The organism is Paraburkholderia tropica (assembly GCF_014171495.1).
Classification (GTDB): domain Bacteria; phylum Pseudomonadota; class Gammaproteobacteria; order Burkholderiales; family Burkholderiaceae; genus Paraburkholderia; species Paraburkholderia tropica.
Genome location: NZ_CP049136.1, coordinates 305,685 through 321,691 on the forward strand (window position 1 = coordinate 305,685; position 16,007 = coordinate 321,691).

Consider the following 16,007-nt stretch of genomic DNA (forward strand, 5'->3'; position numbering starts at 1 on the left):
CGCTTGGGCTTTTACTGCGACTGCGCGATCGGCACGGTCACGTCGCTGCCGAACCAGTGCATCGAGATTTTCTTGAGCGTGCCGTCCTGCTTCAATTGCGTCAGCGCGTCATTGATCGCCTTCTCGAACTTGGGATTGTTCTTACGGAACGGAATGCCCATTTCCTGGTTTGCGCCCTGGAGGACCGCACCGGGGCGTAGCGGCAAATGCGAAGTCTTGATCATGTAGGGCAGCATAAGCCGGTCGTCGATGGTGGCATCGATTCGTTTAGCCGCAAGATCGCGCAATTTCTCCGGCGCGCCCGGATAAGTCTGCACGTTGATACCGGGCACCGCACGCGCCATCTGATCGTAATTCGTGCCGAGCGTCACGCCGAGTTTCTTGTCGCCCTTGAATTCGTCGAGCGCTTTGAATTCGCGTTTATCGTCGGCGCGCTGAATCAATTGCGCCGCCGAATACGTATAAGGCTGACTAAAATCCACGGCCTGCTGACGTTGCGGCGTGATGGTCACCTGATTGACGATCACGTCGAATTTACCCGCCTGCAGCGCGGCGATAATGCCGCTCCATTCCGTGGGAACGAACTCGGGTTTGACGCCGAGCTTCGCCGCCACGGCTTTCGCCACGTCAACGTCGAAACCTTCGAGCTGTCCCGCGCTGTTGCGCGAATCGAACGGGGGATATGTGCCCTCCAGACCGACCTTGAGCACGCCAGACTGCTTCACGCTGTCGAGCAGATCTTCCGCATGCGCGGCAAACGGAATTGCACCCCATGCCGAGGCGGCAAGCACCCCAGTGAACAGCAGCTTCGCAAGATTCATTCGACGTCTCCTCCTGAGCGGATGATTCGCTAATTGAAAAACGCACGGCGCAATGATTCACAACGGCCACGCGATTACGTCGACGCACGCAGGGACGATGCGGCACCGTTTCGCGCAAGCATACTATGAACAAGAATGCACGCTGGCGATATCAGGCGAAGCGCTAATCGTCAGGTAAGCGCGTGTAAATCACGCGTCCTTCGCCGTCATTCGCCGTATGCGGCCATCACGATCCACATGGCGCGGTCGTCATTACAGACTTCGGCGGCCAGCGCATAGGCGTCTTCTGGGCGGCACGCGCGCTGGAGCGCCTTGCGGGCTTTTTCCGTGTCGTCGTAGCACTGGCCGGACAAGGGACGAACCTCGCTGCGCCCTTCGAACATTTTCTGATTCAGGCGATAAACAAGCGGTTCGCTTTTCCAGGTGGCAAAGCATTCGCAGACGTGACGAAAATCGCCGCGGCAAATGTTCACCTGGTAATGCGGGCGTGTGGATTGGGCGTTCATGATTCACTTCCTCCTTGCATCGGCTGCGCCTGCATGCCGGTCGCTTCGACGCCTCCATGCGCAGCTGATGTTTGAAAGCGTGCATACACCATGCCCGCCCGCGCACCAGCCGAACCACCATCAACTGCACGTCGCCCGGGAGCCCATCAACTGCATGAATTACATCTGAAAGAAAAAAGGCGCCAGAAATCGAGCCGTTATCTTTCAAAACATCCAACTCAAATATTACAAATTAAATTCGTTTGCTGACGTTTTTATTTCCGTAGAATTTTCTGGAATTTCTTGAATGTTACGTTATATCATTCCACAAAATTTTCTTGATCTCCGACGCGAGTTCCATGTCGTCGCACAACGCTGCCAGCCAAAAATAACCTACGCCCAACGGCACCATGAACCACCACCGCACACTCCTTGCTCGCGCGGCACTCGTCGCGTTCGCCATCGTCGCGGCCAATCCGGCCCGTAGCGCAGAGACCGACACCGCGACCGACGGCACAACGAACAACGCCGCCACAGCCAGCCCGGCGAACTCAAACACGCTCGACGTGGAAGTCAATGCAAAACGCCTCGACGAAGCGCGCAACGGTCTGCTTCCGGAAACGGGCAGCAGCATTTATCGCATTACCCAAAGCGATATTCAGTCGATGCCGCAAGGTGCTAATACACCGCTGAATCAGGTGCTTTTGCAAGCGCCCGGCGTCGCGAACGACTCCTATGGGCAATTGCACGTGCGCGGCGATCACGCCGATCTGCAATACCGTATCAACGGCATCATGATTCCGGAGCCCATTAGCGGTTTTGGCCAGTCGCTCGATACGCGCATCATCGATCAGGTCAATCTGCTCACGGGCGCGCTGCCCGCCGAATACGGCTATCGCACCGCTGGCATTGTCGATATCCGCACGAAGTCGGGCGATTTCGGCAATGGCGGGTCGGTCGACGTCTACGGCGGCAGTCACCAGACCTTGCAGACGAGCGCCGACGTATACGGCAGCAAGGGCGATTTCAGTTATTTCTTTAGCGGTTCGCTGGGAGAAAACAATCTGGGCATCGAAGCGCCCACTGCGTCGCCGAATCCGATTCACGACCATACGCGCCAAGGTAACGCGTTCGGCTATATGTCGTACATCATCAATCCGCTCACGCGCGTGAGTGTGATGTTCGGCACCGCGGCCAATCAGTTTGAAATTCCGAATACGCCGGGTCTCACGCCGAATTTCATTCTGGCCGGTACGCCGACATTCAATTCCGCGAATCTGAATGAAACGCAGTCGGAATTGAATAACTTTGCGGTGGTGGCGCTGCAAGGCACCAATGGCGGCGCGCTCGACTATCAGGTCGCACTGTTCACGCGCTACACGCGCACGCAGTTCAACCCGGATCCGGTTGGCGATCTGATCTTCAACGGCGTAGCCTCACAGGACTTTCACAGCGATACCGCCAACGGTCTGCAAGCGGATACCACCTACCGGATCAACGAACATCACACGTTGCGCGCGGGCGTGTTGTTCCAGCAGGAGCATGCGAACTTCTGGGACAACGTCTCGGTGTTTCCGGCCGACGCCGACGGCAATCAAACTTCGGACGTGCCCTACACGCTCTCCGACTCCAGCAGCAAGACTGGCTATCTATATAGCGCCTATGTGCAGGACGAATGGAAGATCACCGATCGCCTGACGCTCAACTATGGATTGCGTTACGACGGCATGGACGAATACGTGCAGGCAAGCCAGTTGAGTCCGCGTATCGGCGCGATTTTCAAGCTCACGCCCACGACTTCGTTTCACGCCGGTTACGCGCGCTATTTCACGCCACCGTCATTCGAACTGGTGTCGAATTCAACCATCAGCCGCTATAGCGGCACGACAAATCAGAGCGAGGTCATGCAAAACGACCCCGTGCAGCCCGAGCGCGACGATTATTTCGATCTTGGCGTCACGCAACAACTGGGCTCGGATCTTACGCTCGGGCTCGATGCTTACTACAAGAAAGCGCACAACCTGCTCGATCTCGGCCAGTTCGGCACCGCGCTCATTTATACGCCGTTCAATTACCAATACGGGCGCGTATATGGCGTGGAATTCACGGCCAATTACAAGCACGACAACGTTTCTGCCTATCTGAATCTGGCGTTCAGCCGTGCGCAAGGCAAAAACGTGGATTCCGCGCAATTCAATTTCGGCGCGGATGAACTCGCGTTCATCAGTAATCACTGGGTCTTTCTCGATCACGACCAGCGCATAACCGCCTCGTTCGGCGGTGCATACAACTGGCACCGCACTACGTTCACGATGGATGGCACCGTGGGCAGCGGCCTGCGCAACGGCTTCGCCAATACCGGCAAGCTGCCGCTCTATGCACAGTTCAATCTGGCCGTGATTCAGCACTTCAATTTGCCGATGATCGGCAAGGTGGATGGACGCTTCGTGGTGGAAAACGCATTCGGTCGAACCTATGAATTGCGCGACGGTTCCGGCATCGGCGTATTCGCGCCGCAATACGGCCCGTATCGCGCGTTCTACGCCGGTCTCACGAAATACTTCTGACGCATATCTTCGCGTACACACTCATGCAAAACTGGCAAGGCATCATGGAAGCGGTGCGTGTGGGCGGCTGGGTGGTTTATCCGCTCACGCTGCTAGCCGCGATCGCGCTCGTCATTATTCTCGATCGCGCCTGGGTATTCTGGCGCTTCGCGTCCATGCCCGGACGCGCCGTCATGCAAGACGAGACCTCCCCCACCGCGTTGCGCGACGAGACGTTGCGTCATCTGCCCGCGCGTCACGCGCTGCGCAGACTGCTAGAACCGTTACTGCGCAACGCCACGAAACCCGCTTGGTGGATCGAAGCTCGCGCCGAAGGCCTCGCACTCGAAGTCCAGCGCGACATGTCACGCGGACTCTGGCTGCTCGAAACGATCGTCACGGCCGCGCCGCTGCTAGGCCTGCTCGGCACGCTCGTCGGCATGATGCAGGCGTTCAGGCTGATCGGGCATACGGGCCTCGTCAACCCGGGCGGCGTGACCGGCGACGTTGCGCAGGCGCTGGTGGCCACCGCCATCGGCATCGTCATCGCGCTCGTCTCGCTGTTCGCGTTCAACTATTTTTCGCGGCGCATCGACCGGCTCGTGGATGAGCTCGAAATGCAGGCGAATGCGTGGCTCAGCGACATGCGTCTTGCCAACGAGGTCGCCAATAAAGTCGCGAATGAAAGCGAGGCGAATACGCTATGAAATTGCGCCGCTCCCGCGCATCGAAACGCGGCCGCATCGAAATCATCCCCATGATCGATGTGATGTTTTTTCTGCTTGCCACCTTCATGCTGGCGTCGCTGACGATGCAACGGCTCGATGCGGTGAAACTCGAATTGCCTCAGGGTAATGCACAGCCACTTGCCTCGCAGCAACCGCTCACGCTGAGTATCGACCGTAACGGACTGATCGCGCTGAATCGCCGAACCGTGCAGTTGCAGAACATTTCTGCGTCAGTCAAACGTCTGCTCGGCGCCGATGGCAACGTGGTAATCGCTGCGGATGCCGGCGCGCCGAATGGACTCGTGGTGCAGGCCATGTTGCGGGCACGCGAAGGCGGCGCCGCTCACTTTCTCATTGCGGTTCGACGTGAGCACGAATAACTCTGTGCGCCTCGTCACGCTGCTCGATGCACAAGGCCCGCGAACGCTGGTGTGCTGCGTGCTCGCCGCCGTGTTGTGTGCGCTGTCGATCGATTGCCTGATGGACAATTTCAAACCAGGCGCACAAGGCGCTGCGCCGCCGCCAACGCTCGATGCGCGCCTCGTGGAAATCGCGCCACCGCCGCCTGCGCCCTCACCTTCCACGCCCGTGACGCACGCGATACGCCCTGTCGCGCCGAACCCTCCCGCGCACGTAGCGAGGCACCCCGTTACGCCGCGTACGCCGCCCGCACGCTGGGAGCCTGTTGCGCCGCGGGTCGCCGCTGCGCCAACCCAGCCAGACGGTGCAACTACGCCGTCGGCCTCTCCCGCAACGGACGAAACGACACCATCAACTCATGCCACATCCGCCATCGCCTCCAGCCCTTCTGGCGATGTCGCCGCGCATCCGCTCGTGCAACCGCTGCCCGAGATTCCCGACGATCTGCGCGCCTACGCCTATCGCGCTATCGCGCTGGCACGCTTCACGATTCACGTCGATGGCTCGGTCGACGTCGCGCTGATTAAGCCAACGGCTCATCCGCGATTGAATCAATTGCTAATGGAAACCTTGAAAAGCTGGCGATTCTCGCCCGCATTGAAAGACGGCCGCGCGATCGAATCCGAGCAGGACATACGCGTGCATTTCAATATCGGCTAACGTTTGCGCAATGGGCGAAACGTCAGTCGATCTCAATACCATGCAGAATCAAAAGGCCACCTCGCGCGCGCCGCGCGGCCAACCCGCAATCGATAGCTATGCCGTGGCAGCGCCTCGAAGAATCGCCAGGTTCAGTGCACGAAGCAAGCGCTAAATTGCACGCACTCAAGCGGCCGCATAAAGCGCTGTGAACTGCGAATCGCTCAATGCCCGCGCATTGCCGGTTTCGTCCGTGAGAATCCAGTCGCCGGGTTCGACTGGCCACCAGCCATCGGGCGTAGCGATCGCCCAGCCATCCTCACGCGCCTCGACGCGCGTATGCCCGCCTGGACCGAACCAGCGCTCGGCATCGACTGCCAAGCCTTTCCTCAAAAAACGCATCAAAGCTTTCCTAAGTTTTTTTACTTCGATATCGCGAGATCGTATGTATCTGACTTCCACACCGTATCGAGACCGTATGCAGAACGCAGGAAGCGGCTTGAACGGTTCCAGTGAATATGTGGCGATCTCCGGGATGCAACTCGCTTTCCGGAAGACACACATCCATGGCGCAAGATGTGCAATGCCTCCGCACGCGTAAACGTTTCCATCCCATCGGTTCGCTCACGCCGCACGGCGACGCGAAAGTCGATACGGAAACGCATGGTGAGCAAGCGCAGCAATCTCGTCAAGCGAATCGTGTTATCGACCGGCCGTATGTCGGTTATTACGACGCCGATCGTCTTTGTCGGTTTCGATTTGCCGAGGCGGATTTAAGCCTGCGTTTAAGATCGCGATGCCGACGGGTGTCGGTCATTTCCCCGGTTTCTGCGCGAGGTGAACAAGGAATCGCGCGTTGCATGACGATTAGTTCGCCGGTGAATTTCGCATTGCTCGCGCGCCGAATCTCAGCGAAACCTGACGTCCGCGCAGCCGATCATGTTTCGCCAGGCGTAGAAACCGAATACCGCTTTATCGGCGAATTCTTTGCTCACTGGCTTGCCGAAGAAGAAGTCGTCGACATCGTCTTCCGAAGGCGGACGGCCTTCAACGAGCGCCGTGTAAGAAGCGGCTTCGACAAACACGCGCAACACGCTTTCGCGGTTGCTAGCCGATTCGTTGCTGAGAGGCAGTGCGGTGAGCATCGAGTGTTCGCGACAAGTTAGCCCCTTATTCCAAGCGCGTTGACGAGACCGCATTGCTGCGCGCGCAAACGTTTCCCAGCCGCTTCACGCTGAGATCAAACGCGTCACACCGCGTGCGAAGCATGCCGGATCACCGGAGAAACCGTTCGCGGCGTTTCGAGCAGTTTGTTCAAACGCTGAATGGCGCCGCAATAGTCACGCGCCGTCACTGAAGCCAATTGTTGGTCGTACACCTTGAGCAAAGCCTCAATCGCAGCGACCTCGCAAGAACCGATCATCCACTCTCCGCTGAGCTGCGCACGCTCGACGGCGGCATTCAATGCATCTTCCGCGCCGGCATAAGTATCATCGTTTGCGTGTCCCAGGCCGGTCTGCCACAGAAAATACGAGAGATACGTGAGGCGCGTGAGTTCGTTGAGCATCGCTTGATTGCCGCGTTGCTTGTCACGTTGATTGTCGCGTCCCTCGCGGCACGCTTCCAGCGCGAGATGCGCATTCAACGACAGGCTGCGGACCGACTCGTGCGGCATCGGCAGCAGCCACTGCTTCGACCCGCGCGGCGGTACCCGGCGGCGATTCAAGGCGGTCATGACGACGCCTCGGCGGCCGTGCGAGTCTTTTCCATCGTCCACTTCGCCGTCGCCAACCCCTTCATTTTCCAGTTGCCCGATACCCGCTTGCGCTTCATGACATGCGCTCCTTATTCGATCCTTATTCGATTCCGATACGTTCGAGCGCCACAAACGCCAACATGACGACGCAACGAATTGAGTGCCAGATTTAGAGTAGAAACTCAGGCTGATTGCGGCTGTGCACAAAACCGTGTTTCGTGCTACCGTACAACCCGTTCGTTAATCAACACGCTAACGAACACGTTCTCGGGGCGGGGTGCAATTCCCCACCGGCGGTAATCGGCGTTAAACACGACGTAGCCCGCGAGCGCTCTGCGATTGCAGAGGTCAGCAGACCCGGTTGGATTCCGGGGCCGACGGTCATAGTCCGGATGAAAGAGAACAGAATGGCCTCCGTCTTTTCGCGTTTCGTGAAAGGCGCAGCCGTTCTACGCCCTGTTCACACAAAACAGGCTGAAGTCCATGAACACCACTAGCACCATCGAATCCCAGGCTGTCGCTGCATCCGCCGACCAACGTCCGCGTCTCGCTTTCATTCAGGCTTGCTGGCATCGCGACATCGTCGATCAGGCCAAGCATTCCTTCGTGCAATCGATCCAGAAGTACGGCTACAGCGCCGACGACGTCGATCTGTACGAAGTGCCGGGCGCCTTCGAAATTCCGCTGCACGCCAAACGCCTCGCGCAAACGGGCCGCTATGCCGGCATCGTGGCGGCGGGCCTCGTGGTCGATGGCGGCATCTATCGCCACGATTTCGTCGCGACGGCCGTCATCGACGGCCTGATGCAAGTCCAGTTGGAAACCGGCACGCCGGTGTTTTCGGTCGTGCTCACGCCGCATCATTTCCACGGCGAAGAACACGTGAAGTATTTCCGCGAGCATTTCGTCGTCAAGGGCGCGGAAGCCGCGCACGCTTGCGCCGATACGGTCAGCAAGCTCGCCGCCCTGCCGGTGCGCTAACACGCGCCGTGGCGACGCCCGTGCCTCGCACGGCGTCGCCTGTTCACGCCCGCGCTGTGCTTTACGACATGAACATGCCGCCGTCCACGTTGATCGTCTGGCCGGTGATATAGGACGCGTCGTCCGAAGCGAGAAACGCCACGAGACCGGCCACATCCTTGCCGCTGCCCGCGCGTTTCATCGGAATGTTGTCGACCCACTCCTTCATGAGCTCGCCCGGCTTGTAATCGCCGAGCAGTTTGCCCCACGCCTCGTCGTTGTACGCCCACATATCCGTGGTGATAATGCCCGGACAAAACGCGTTGACCGTGATGCCCGTGGGCGCGAGTTCTTTCGCGAGACTCTGCGTAATGCCGAGCACGCCGAATTTGCTCGCCGCGTAATGCGGCGTATAGACGAAACCCTGACGCGCCTGGCCCGATGCCGTATTGATCAGTCGGCCGCCCTTGCCCGCACGCAGCATGCGCGTGGCCGCTTCCTGGCAGCACAGAAACACGCCTTTGGTGTTCACGGCCATCACCTTGTCCCACTCGGCTTCGCTCAGATCGGGTAGCTTCGCGATCGTAATCACGCCCGCGTTCTGCACCGAAATATCGACTTCACCGAGTTTCGCGGCCACTTCGTCGTAGAGCGCCACGACTTGCGCCTTGCTCGTCACGTCGACCTCGACGGCTATCGCTTCGTAGCCGGCGTCGCGCAAACCGGCCGCTGCATCATGCACACTCTTCTCGTTCGCCGACACGCACACCTTCGCGCCTTCCTGCGCGAAGCGTTCCGCGATGCCCAATCCAATACCGCGGCTTCCGCCCGTCACGACCACCACCTTGCCTGCGAACCGCTTTGCTTCGTTACTCACGGTGTATTCTCCGGAAACCCTGCGTTTAAAGACGGCCGATCCACTTCAGCCATTGTTCGTGATTGCGCGCGGCGGCCTCCACGCCCGCGCCCGGTTCCACGCGGCGCGCGATCACGCGGTTCGCGCGATGCGCGTCGAGCGACGGAATCAGCCCTGTTTCAAGCAGCGCCAACGCGGCTGCGCCGGCCGCCGATATTTCGCTGAGCGCCAGCGTGCTGACCGGCCGGTTCAAGGTGTCGGCCAGGTATTGCAGCAGGAAGGGCCGCTGCACGAGGCCGCCATCGAGATGCAGTTCGCTCAGGCGCACGTTGGCCGACTGCTCCATCACCGTAATGACGTCCTTGATCTGATAGACAATCGATTCGTACGCCGCGCGCGCAACGTGCTGCCAGGCCGTTGAAAACTGCAACCCGACGATCTGCGCGCCGCCCGGGTATTTCCAGTGCGGGCAGCCAATGCCGGAAAACGCCGGAATCAGAAACACGCCGCCGTTGTCGTATTCCGTGAATGCGCGCTCGGCCTCGGCAAAATCGCCGAATAGATTGAGCTTCTCCTTGAGAAAAGCCGGCGTCGAACCCGCGCTGATGATGATGCCTTCCATCGCATAGTCCACGCGCGAACCCGTGGCGAAGCACAAGGTCGAGACGAGGCCGTGCGCGGGCGCTTGCGGTTCGCGCCCCACGTTCATCATGATCGACGAGCCCGTGCCCATCGTGGCCTTCGCGACGCCCGGCATCAAACAGCCCTCGCCCACGGCCGCCGCGTGCGAATCGCCGATCATCGACACGATCGGCACCGCGTGCGCCAGCAAGCCGTTGAAATCCGTTTCGCCAAAATGCGAGGCCGACGGTTTCAGTTCCGGCAAACGCAACCCGCGCAAGCCGAATTCCTCGACCAGTTCCCGATCCCATTCGAGCGACGCGAGATTGAACAGCATCGTGCGCGACGCATTCGTATAGTCGGCACAATACGCGGCGCCCTTCGTCAACCGATACAGCAGCCAGCTATCCACCGTGCCGAAATACGCGCTGCCGCGCTGAATATGTGCCCGCGCGTGCGCATCGTTTTCATTGAGCCAGATGAGTTTGGTGCCTGAAAAATACGGGTCGATCAGCAAACCGGTTTTCGCGGCGATGCGTGGCGCGAGGCCGTCGCGCTTGAGGCGCTCGCAGATTGGCAGCGAGCGCTGGCATTGCCACGACACGGCAGGCACGATCGGTCTGCCCTGCTCGTCCCACAACACCACTGTTTCGCGCTGATTCGAAATCCCCACGCCGACGATATCGAGCTGCTCGCCCTTGAATGCGGCGAGACACGACGCAACCGCCTGCAGGACGGAATCGTAAAGTGCGTCGGCGTCCTGCTCGACGAAACCCGCCTGCGGATGCATGCACGAAACCGCGACGAAGCCGCGCGCATGAACTTGCCCCTCGGCATCGAAAACGAGCGCCTTCGTGCCACTGGTGCCTTGATCGATGGCCAGTACGTATTGCATGTTTTTATCCCGGTATCGATCAGGCGGTCATCGCAACCATGCGCGACTGGAGACGCTGCTGCAACTGGTCCACCACGACGGCGAAGATAATCACGAGTCCCTTGATCACCATCTGCCAGAAGTCGCTGATGCCGCACATCACCATGCCGTCGCCGAGAATGCTGATCACGCACGCGCCCACCACCGAGCCGAACACCGTTCCGCGTCCGCCCATCAACGCCGTGCCGCCCAGCACCACGGCGGCGATCGCGTTCAGTTCGTAGGTTTCGCCCGTGAGCGGGTGCGCGGTCTGCAACTGCGCCGTAATCACCAGCCCCACGATTGCCCCGCAAAAACCGGAGAACGTGTAGACGAACAGCTTCACGCGATTGGTGCGAATGCCCGAGAAACGCGCCGCCTGTTCATTGCCGCCGATGGCATAAATGCGCCGACCCAGCGGGGTTTTACGCGCGATGAAGATGGTGACGGCCGCCAGCAACAGCATGATCCACACGGGCACGGAAAGACCCATGATCGTGCCATTACCGATGAATTCAAAGCCGGTATTACCGAGCGCCGGATTGCCTTCGAGGTCGGCATACGTGCTGCCGTTGTTCACCAGCAGCGCGGCGCCGCGCACCACATACAACATGCCCAGCGTCGCGATGAACGGCGCGACGTTGAGCGCGGTAATCAAATAACCATTCACGGCGCCAATCAACGCCCCGAGCACGCACGCGAGCAACGCCACGCCAAGCGGATTGAAAAACACCACGTAATGACCGATGTGTACGCCCTGAAGCAGCAGATAACCCGCCGCCATGCCGCTGATGCCGACAATCGAGCCGACCGAAAGATCGATACCGCCGGTCAGGATCACGAGCGTCATGCCGATCGACAGAATCGCCACGACGGTCACGTGCTTGGCCATGATCAGCATGTTGCTGGCCGAGAGGAAGTTATCCGCCGTGAGCGAGAAGACAATGAAAATCACGAACAGCGCGATGAAAATGCGCAGCTTCAGCAGATTGACCGTGAAGCGCGCCACCATATAGGCGCTCTGCCGGTTGTGCTTCGTATGCACCGGATGCAGCGAAGGATTGCTGCTATTGGGAGTATTCATGGTGTCTACCTCGGTTGCCTCAGACCACTGCCGTGGCCGGTGTCGATGCGCGCACGATGCGTTCGCTGTCAAACTGTGACCGCTCCATGATGGCCGTGAGCTTGCCGCTCGCCATCACGAAGACCCGATTGGAAACCGCTACGGCCTCGTCGAGTTCGGAGGTCGCGTAAATGACCGCGATGCCGGACTTCGCGAGCAGGCTAATCGTCTTGTAGACGTCTTCCTTGGCGCCCACGTCGATACCGCGCGTCGGTTCGTCCATCAGCAGCACTTTCGGCGACGTCAGCAGCGCCTTGCCGATCACCACTTTCTGCATGTTGCCGCCGGAGAGCGATGTGATCGGCGCGTCCACCGAGGCGGCCTTGATGGCGAGCCGCTTGACGATGTCCTTGGCCGCTTCAACCTGCTTCTCGCGCTTGAGCGCGCCGAATTTCAGCCGGTTGACGAACTTGCCGAGACTCGACAAGGTCATGTTCTCGAGAATCGACATCAGTTGAATCATGCCCTGCTTCTGGCGATCCTCGGGCACGAGTGCGATGCCCGCTTCGATACGCTTCGGAATCGGCAGATCTTCGATCGCCTTGCCCGCCAGTTCGATTTCGCCCAGCGCGTGTGGCTGCGCGCCCAGCAGCGTTTCGAGGAGTTCGGTGCGGCCCGCGCCCATCAGTCCGTAAATGCCGATAACCTCACCGGCACGCACCGAGAACGACACATGATCGACGGCGTAAATGCCATTCGAGCGCTTTAAAGCCAGATCGTTGACCTTCAGGATTTCTTCGCCGATCGCGTGCTGTTCGAACGCGAAGCGCTTCTTCGACGAACCGACCATCGCTTCGATGATCCACGGAATATCGATGTTCGCGATCTCGTCTTCGGCCACAAGCCGCCCATTGCGCAGCACCGTGATGCAGTCGCCGATCGCCATGATTTCTTCGAGGCGATGCGAGATATAAATCACCGTCACGCCCTCTTCCTTGAGCTGACCGATGATCTTGAAGAGAATCTCCACTTCGTGGCGCGAGAGCGCGGAAGTCGGCTCGTCCATGATCAGCACCTTGATGTGCTTGGAGAGCGCTTTGGCGATTTCCACGAGCTGCTGCTGACCGACGTAAAGATCGCCCAGACGCGTACGCGGATTAATCGGAATCTGCAAACGGTCCAGCAGAATCTTCGCCTGATGCACTTCGTCTTTCGAGCGGATCACGCCGCCGCTCGTCAACTCGTTGCCGGTAAATATATTCTCGGCAACGCTCAGGTCGGGAAAGAGATTCAGCTCCTGAAAGATAATGCCCACGCCGTGCGCTTCGGCGCTGCGCACATCGGTAATCGCAGCGACTTTTCCGTCGATGCGAATCTCGCCCGACGTGGCCGTTTCCGCGCCCGCGAGCAGTTTCATCAGCGTCGACTTGCCCGCGCCGTTCTCGCCGATCAACACGTTCACCTTGCCGCGGCGAACCTTGTAATCGACCTCTACGAGCGCAGCCGTGCCGGGATAGATTTTCGACAGGCCGCGCGTTTCGATGACATTCACGGCGTTTGCGAGCCGTGCCTCATTCGCTTCGATCGCTTCGCTCATTTCCATGCCACCGGTATCGCCCGAATTTCGCCTGCCGGTTCGCTCCAGCTGCTATAAACCGCGGCCACATCCACGGTCTGACCGACCTTGAGCTTGAGCGATTCCTGCGCATGCGCGACGACGAGCTTGTTGATTTCCTGGCCGAACACCGCGAACTTCGATTGATCGTCGAAGTCGCCATATTTCACGCCGGGAAAACCGTCGCGTACGCCGGTGCCGATCACAACCGGACCGGTCTCCAGCGCCACATGAACCGCTTCGCCGCCGCCCGGGGGCGTCACGTCCACGTAAGCGCGGCCCACGCGCGAAGTCGTGTCGATACGCGTGACCTTGCCCGCCACGCGAATCCAGAAATTGCAGGGAAACGCCGAGCTTTGGCGGAACCCGTACTGCTTGCACGCATCGTCGAAATTCTGGCTGAGCGCGCCGATCACCTGCGCCGCGGGCTTAGCGTTCTTGTCGGCATACGGAATCATCTGGTCGTTGAACATCTTGACCGGATCGGGACCGTGATGCTGGCCTTGCGCGCGAATCGCCGCCAGCTCCTGATCGGTCACGACATGACAGCCGCCCACGGCGGCAACGACGCCCACGCCCAGCACAACCCGCAAGCTTTTCGCAGCGCCGCCGAATGTGCGTCGAACCACTGCGCCAATCGAATCCACCATGACGACCTCACTTGAAGACTTCCACGGGCACGGCGCACGCCATGCCCGTTTGACACCGGCAATCCGTTACTTGGTGTAGTAGAAATCGTTCACTTTCGAGGCGTTGTCCTTTGTGATCAGGATGCCGCGCGTGAGTTGACGTTCGGGTTCGCCCGTCGAGCCGGTGCGAATGTATTTGTCGAGCAGATCGACGCCGTGCTGCGCAATACCTTGCGCCTGTAGCATGACAGTGGCTTTCAGCTTGCCCGCGCGGATCGAATCGCGTTCGTCGTTGCTGCCGTCGATACCCATGACGATCACGTCCTTGCGGTTCGCCGAATCGAGCGAAGCAATTGCGCCGAGCGCCGCCGGACCGTTACCCGCAATCACGCCCTTGATGTTCTGATGTTCCTGAAGAATCGAGTCCATCGCCTGCTTGGCCGGCAGCAGCGCGCCCTTCACGTCCTGACGCGCGACCATCTTCAAATCCGGATACTGGTCGAGCACCTGATGAAACGCCTGCGAGCGCGTCACGCAGTTTTTATCCGCGAGATTGCAGGTCAGCTCCACATAGTCGCCCTTTTCGCCGATCGCTTCGACAAAGCGTTGCGCGACTTCCGAGCCGGCTTCCAGATTGTTATGGCTGAGCTGCGCGATGGCGATACCGTCTTTCGGAATCTCGCGATTGATCAGCACCACCGGCACATGTTTTTCTTTCGCCGTGCGCACCGTCGCCACGCTCGCATTCGAATCGGCATTATCGAGAATGATGCCCTTCACGCCCTTGCCGATGACGAGATTCACCAGTTCGTTTTGCTTGTTGACGTCCTCGCCATGCGAAAGCACGATCGTGTCGTAACCGAGTTTCTTCGCTTCCTTTTCCGCGCCTTTTGCTTCGGCCGCGTAATACGGATTGTCGAGCGCGTTCACGAGAATCGCGATCGTGCCTTTACTCGCCGCGAGCGCGTCGACCGGTTGCAGTGCCGCTACGCAAGTGGCAGCGACCGCGGCCGTGAGTGCAAGCTTCTTCCACATGTTTTGTCTCCGGATTGAACTTCTTTTTCTTCAAGAAGCGGCTCGCGTTGCGCGATGCCGCACCCGCACTGCCATGTCAGCAAATGGTGTAGCCGCCGTCGATCATGATGTCCGCGCCGGTGATCATGTCCGCGCCGTTTGAGAGCAGAAACAGAATGGCGGCGGCAATTTCGTCGGTATAGGCGAAACGGCCCACCGGAATCAGCTTCTTCATGTTCTCGCCTTTTTCACCGTCCCAGGCCGCCGCGCCCATCGGCGTCAGCACCACGGTCGGCGACACCGTATTCACGGTAATGCCGCGCGCGGCCCACTCCTTCGCGAGCACCTTGGTCATGCCGATCAAGCCCGCCTTCGCCGACGTATAGGCGCAGTGCTGGTCGATGGCGACGGTGGCCGCCTGCGAAGCGATATTGACGATCTTGCCGCGAAGCCCGCGCGCCAATACGTGACGCGCGAAGTGCTTTGAACAGAGGAAAGGACCGGTGAGATTCACGGCGATCTGCTTCTGCCATTCGTCGAATCCGATATCTTCAGCGGGCGTGAGCGTGATGCAGCCCGCGGCGTTCACGAGCAGATGAATGTCGCCGAAATGCTGGACCGCGGCTTTCATGGCGCGCTCGACGTCGGCTTCGTTGGCGACGTCGCAGGCGAAAGCTTGCGCGTTGGCTGCGCCGAGTTCTTCGACGGCGGCCTGCACGCGCGGCTCCTCGAACGCCGGATAAAGGATCGCAACGCGCGCGCCTTTCGCGATCAGCGCCGCGTTGGTCGCCATGGCGATGCCGCCGAGGCCGCCGGTCACGACCGCGACTTTGCCGTCCAGACGAAAGTCGAAATCGACGCCGTGGCGCAGCGACACGTCATATTGAATGCTCACTTTTCTGTCTCCTTCTTGTGCCTCTGGGGGCGGCGATTAGATGCTC

General features: G+C 59.6%; 17 protein-coding genes and 1 riboswitch. Of the genes, 5 read left to right on the plus strand and 12 right to left on the minus strand.

Translation table 11 applies throughout. The features are described from left to right. Positions 1 to 11: 11 nt before the first annotated feature. On the minus strand, positions 12 to 821 hold the full coding sequence (locus tag G5S35_RS24925) for a transporter substrate-binding domain-containing protein (RefSeq protein WP_065059773.1): 810 nt from the start codon (positions 819 to 821) through the stop codon (positions 12 to 14). A 206-nt stretch (positions 822 to 1,027) separates the two neighbouring features. Then, the gene (locus G5S35_RS24930) at positions 1,028 to 1,327 is read right to left on the minus strand and encodes a hypothetical protein (RefSeq protein WP_183039841.1); all 300 of its coding nucleotides are present in this window, start codon (positions 1,325 to 1,327) and stop codon (positions 1,028 to 1,030) included. Between the two features lie 389 nt (positions 1,328 to 1,716). On the opposite strand from G5S35_RS24930, the gene G5S35_RS24935 reads away from it, so the two are divergent. Genes G5S35_RS24935 through G5S35_RS24950 form a run of 4 tightly spaced genes read left to right on the plus strand, consistent with a single transcriptional unit; the run spans position 1,717 to position 5,660 of the window. Next, positions 1,717 to 3,873: a TonB-dependent receptor gene (locus G5S35_RS24935; protein WP_183039842.1), complete on the plus strand. Its 2,157-nt coding sequence runs from the start codon at positions 1,717 to 1,719 to the stop codon at positions 3,871 to 3,873. Between the two features lie 23 nt (positions 3,874 to 3,896). After that, positions 3,897 to 4,559, plus strand: coding sequence for a MotA/TolQ/ExbB proton channel family protein (locus G5S35_RS24940; RefSeq protein ID WP_183039843.1), 663 nt, complete (start codon positions 3,897 to 3,899; stop codon positions 4,557 to 4,559). After that, entirely contained in the window at positions 4,556 to 4,960 is a 405-nt protein-coding gene (locus G5S35_RS24945) for an ExbD/TolR family protein (RefSeq protein WP_065059777.1), read from the plus strand. The genes G5S35_RS24940 and G5S35_RS24945 overlap by 4 nt, the downstream gene beginning before the upstream one ends. A 4-nt stretch (positions 4,961 to 4,964) precedes the next feature. Beyond that, positions 4,965 to 5,660, plus strand: a complete 696-nt coding sequence (locus G5S35_RS24950; RefSeq protein ID WP_237181662.1) for a TonB family protein — start codon at positions 4,965 to 4,967, stop codon at positions 5,658 to 5,660. A 165-nt stretch (positions 5,661 to 5,825) separates the two neighbouring features. Here G5S35_RS24950 and G5S35_RS24955 read toward each other — a convergent pair whose 3' ends face one another. From G5S35_RS24955 to G5S35_RS24965, 3 genes are all read right to left on the minus strand, one after another. Continuing rightward, positions 5,826 to 6,101 carry a hypothetical protein gene (locus G5S35_RS24955; RefSeq protein WP_231957536.1) on the minus strand — a complete coding sequence of 92 codons (276 nt, stop codon included), beginning with the start codon at positions 6,099 to 6,101 and terminating at the stop codon, positions 5,826 to 5,828. 446 nt (positions 6,102 to 6,547) lie between these two features. Then, a complete protein-coding gene (locus G5S35_RS39560; RefSeq protein WP_237181664.1) occupies positions 6,548 to 6,784 on the minus strand; it encodes a hypothetical protein in 237 nt (78 codons plus the stop codon). 104 nt (positions 6,785 to 6,888) lie between these two features. Beyond that, complete coding sequence (locus G5S35_RS24965; protein WP_074985469.1) at positions 6,889 to 7,374, minus strand: hypothetical protein; 486 nt, start codon at positions 7,372 to 7,374, stop codon at positions 6,889 to 6,891. A gap of 280 nt (positions 7,375 to 7,654) precedes the next feature. After that, a riboswitch (FMN riboswitch) is annotated at positions 7,655 to 7,803 on the plus strand. A gap of 75 nt (positions 7,804 to 7,878) precedes the next feature. Here G5S35_RS24965 and G5S35_RS24970 point away from each other — a divergent pair. Further along, complete coding sequence (locus G5S35_RS24970; protein ID WP_065059782.1) at positions 7,879 to 8,376, plus strand: 6,7-dimethyl-8-ribityllumazine synthase; 498 nt, start codon at positions 7,879 to 7,881, stop codon at positions 8,374 to 8,376. 61 nt (positions 8,377 to 8,437) lie between these two features. Here the strand turns inward: G5S35_RS24970 and G5S35_RS24975 are convergent, their stop codons facing one another. From G5S35_RS24975 to G5S35_RS25005, 7 genes are all read right to left on the minus strand, one after another. Further along, the gene (locus G5S35_RS24975) at positions 8,438 to 9,232 is read right to left on the minus strand and encodes a glucose 1-dehydrogenase (RefSeq protein ID WP_065059783.1); all 795 of its coding nucleotides are present in this window, start codon (positions 9,230 to 9,232) and stop codon (positions 8,438 to 8,440) included. A 25-nt stretch (positions 9,233 to 9,257) separates the two neighbouring features. Further along, positions 9,258 to 10,727 carry an FGGY family carbohydrate kinase gene (locus tag G5S35_RS24980; RefSeq protein ID WP_074985471.1) on the minus strand — a complete coding sequence of 490 codons (1,470 nt, stop codon included), beginning with the start codon at positions 10,725 to 10,727 and terminating at the stop codon, positions 9,258 to 9,260. Positions 10,728 to 10,746: 19 nt separating this feature from the next. After that, on the minus strand, positions 10,747 to 11,829 hold the full coding sequence (locus tag G5S35_RS24985) for an ABC transporter permease (protein WP_080180741.1): 1,083 nt from the start codon (positions 11,827 to 11,829) through the stop codon (positions 10,747 to 10,749). 19 nt (positions 11,830 to 11,848) lie between these two features. Further along, entirely contained in the window at positions 11,849 to 13,405 is a 1,557-nt protein-coding gene (locus tag G5S35_RS24990) for a sugar ABC transporter ATP-binding protein (RefSeq protein ID WP_080180740.1), read from the minus strand. Then, positions 13,402 to 14,073, minus strand: a complete 672-nt coding sequence (locus G5S35_RS24995; protein WP_065059786.1) for a DUF2291 family protein — start codon at positions 14,071 to 14,073, stop codon at positions 13,402 to 13,404. Before G5S35_RS24995 ends, G5S35_RS24990 begins: the two co-directional genes overlap by 4 nt. A gap of 66 nt (positions 14,074 to 14,139) precedes the next feature. Further along, positions 14,140 to 15,087, minus strand: a complete 948-nt coding sequence (locus G5S35_RS25000) for a D-ribose ABC transporter substrate-binding protein (protein ID WP_080180739.1) — start codon at positions 15,085 to 15,087, stop codon at positions 14,140 to 14,142. 76 nt (positions 15,088 to 15,163) lie between these two features. After that, on the minus strand, positions 15,164 to 15,961 hold the full coding sequence (locus G5S35_RS25005; protein ID WP_183039845.1) for a GolD/DthD family dehydrogenase: 798 nt from the start codon (positions 15,959 to 15,961) through the stop codon (positions 15,164 to 15,166). Between the last annotated feature and the right edge of the window lie 46 nt (positions 15,962 to 16,007).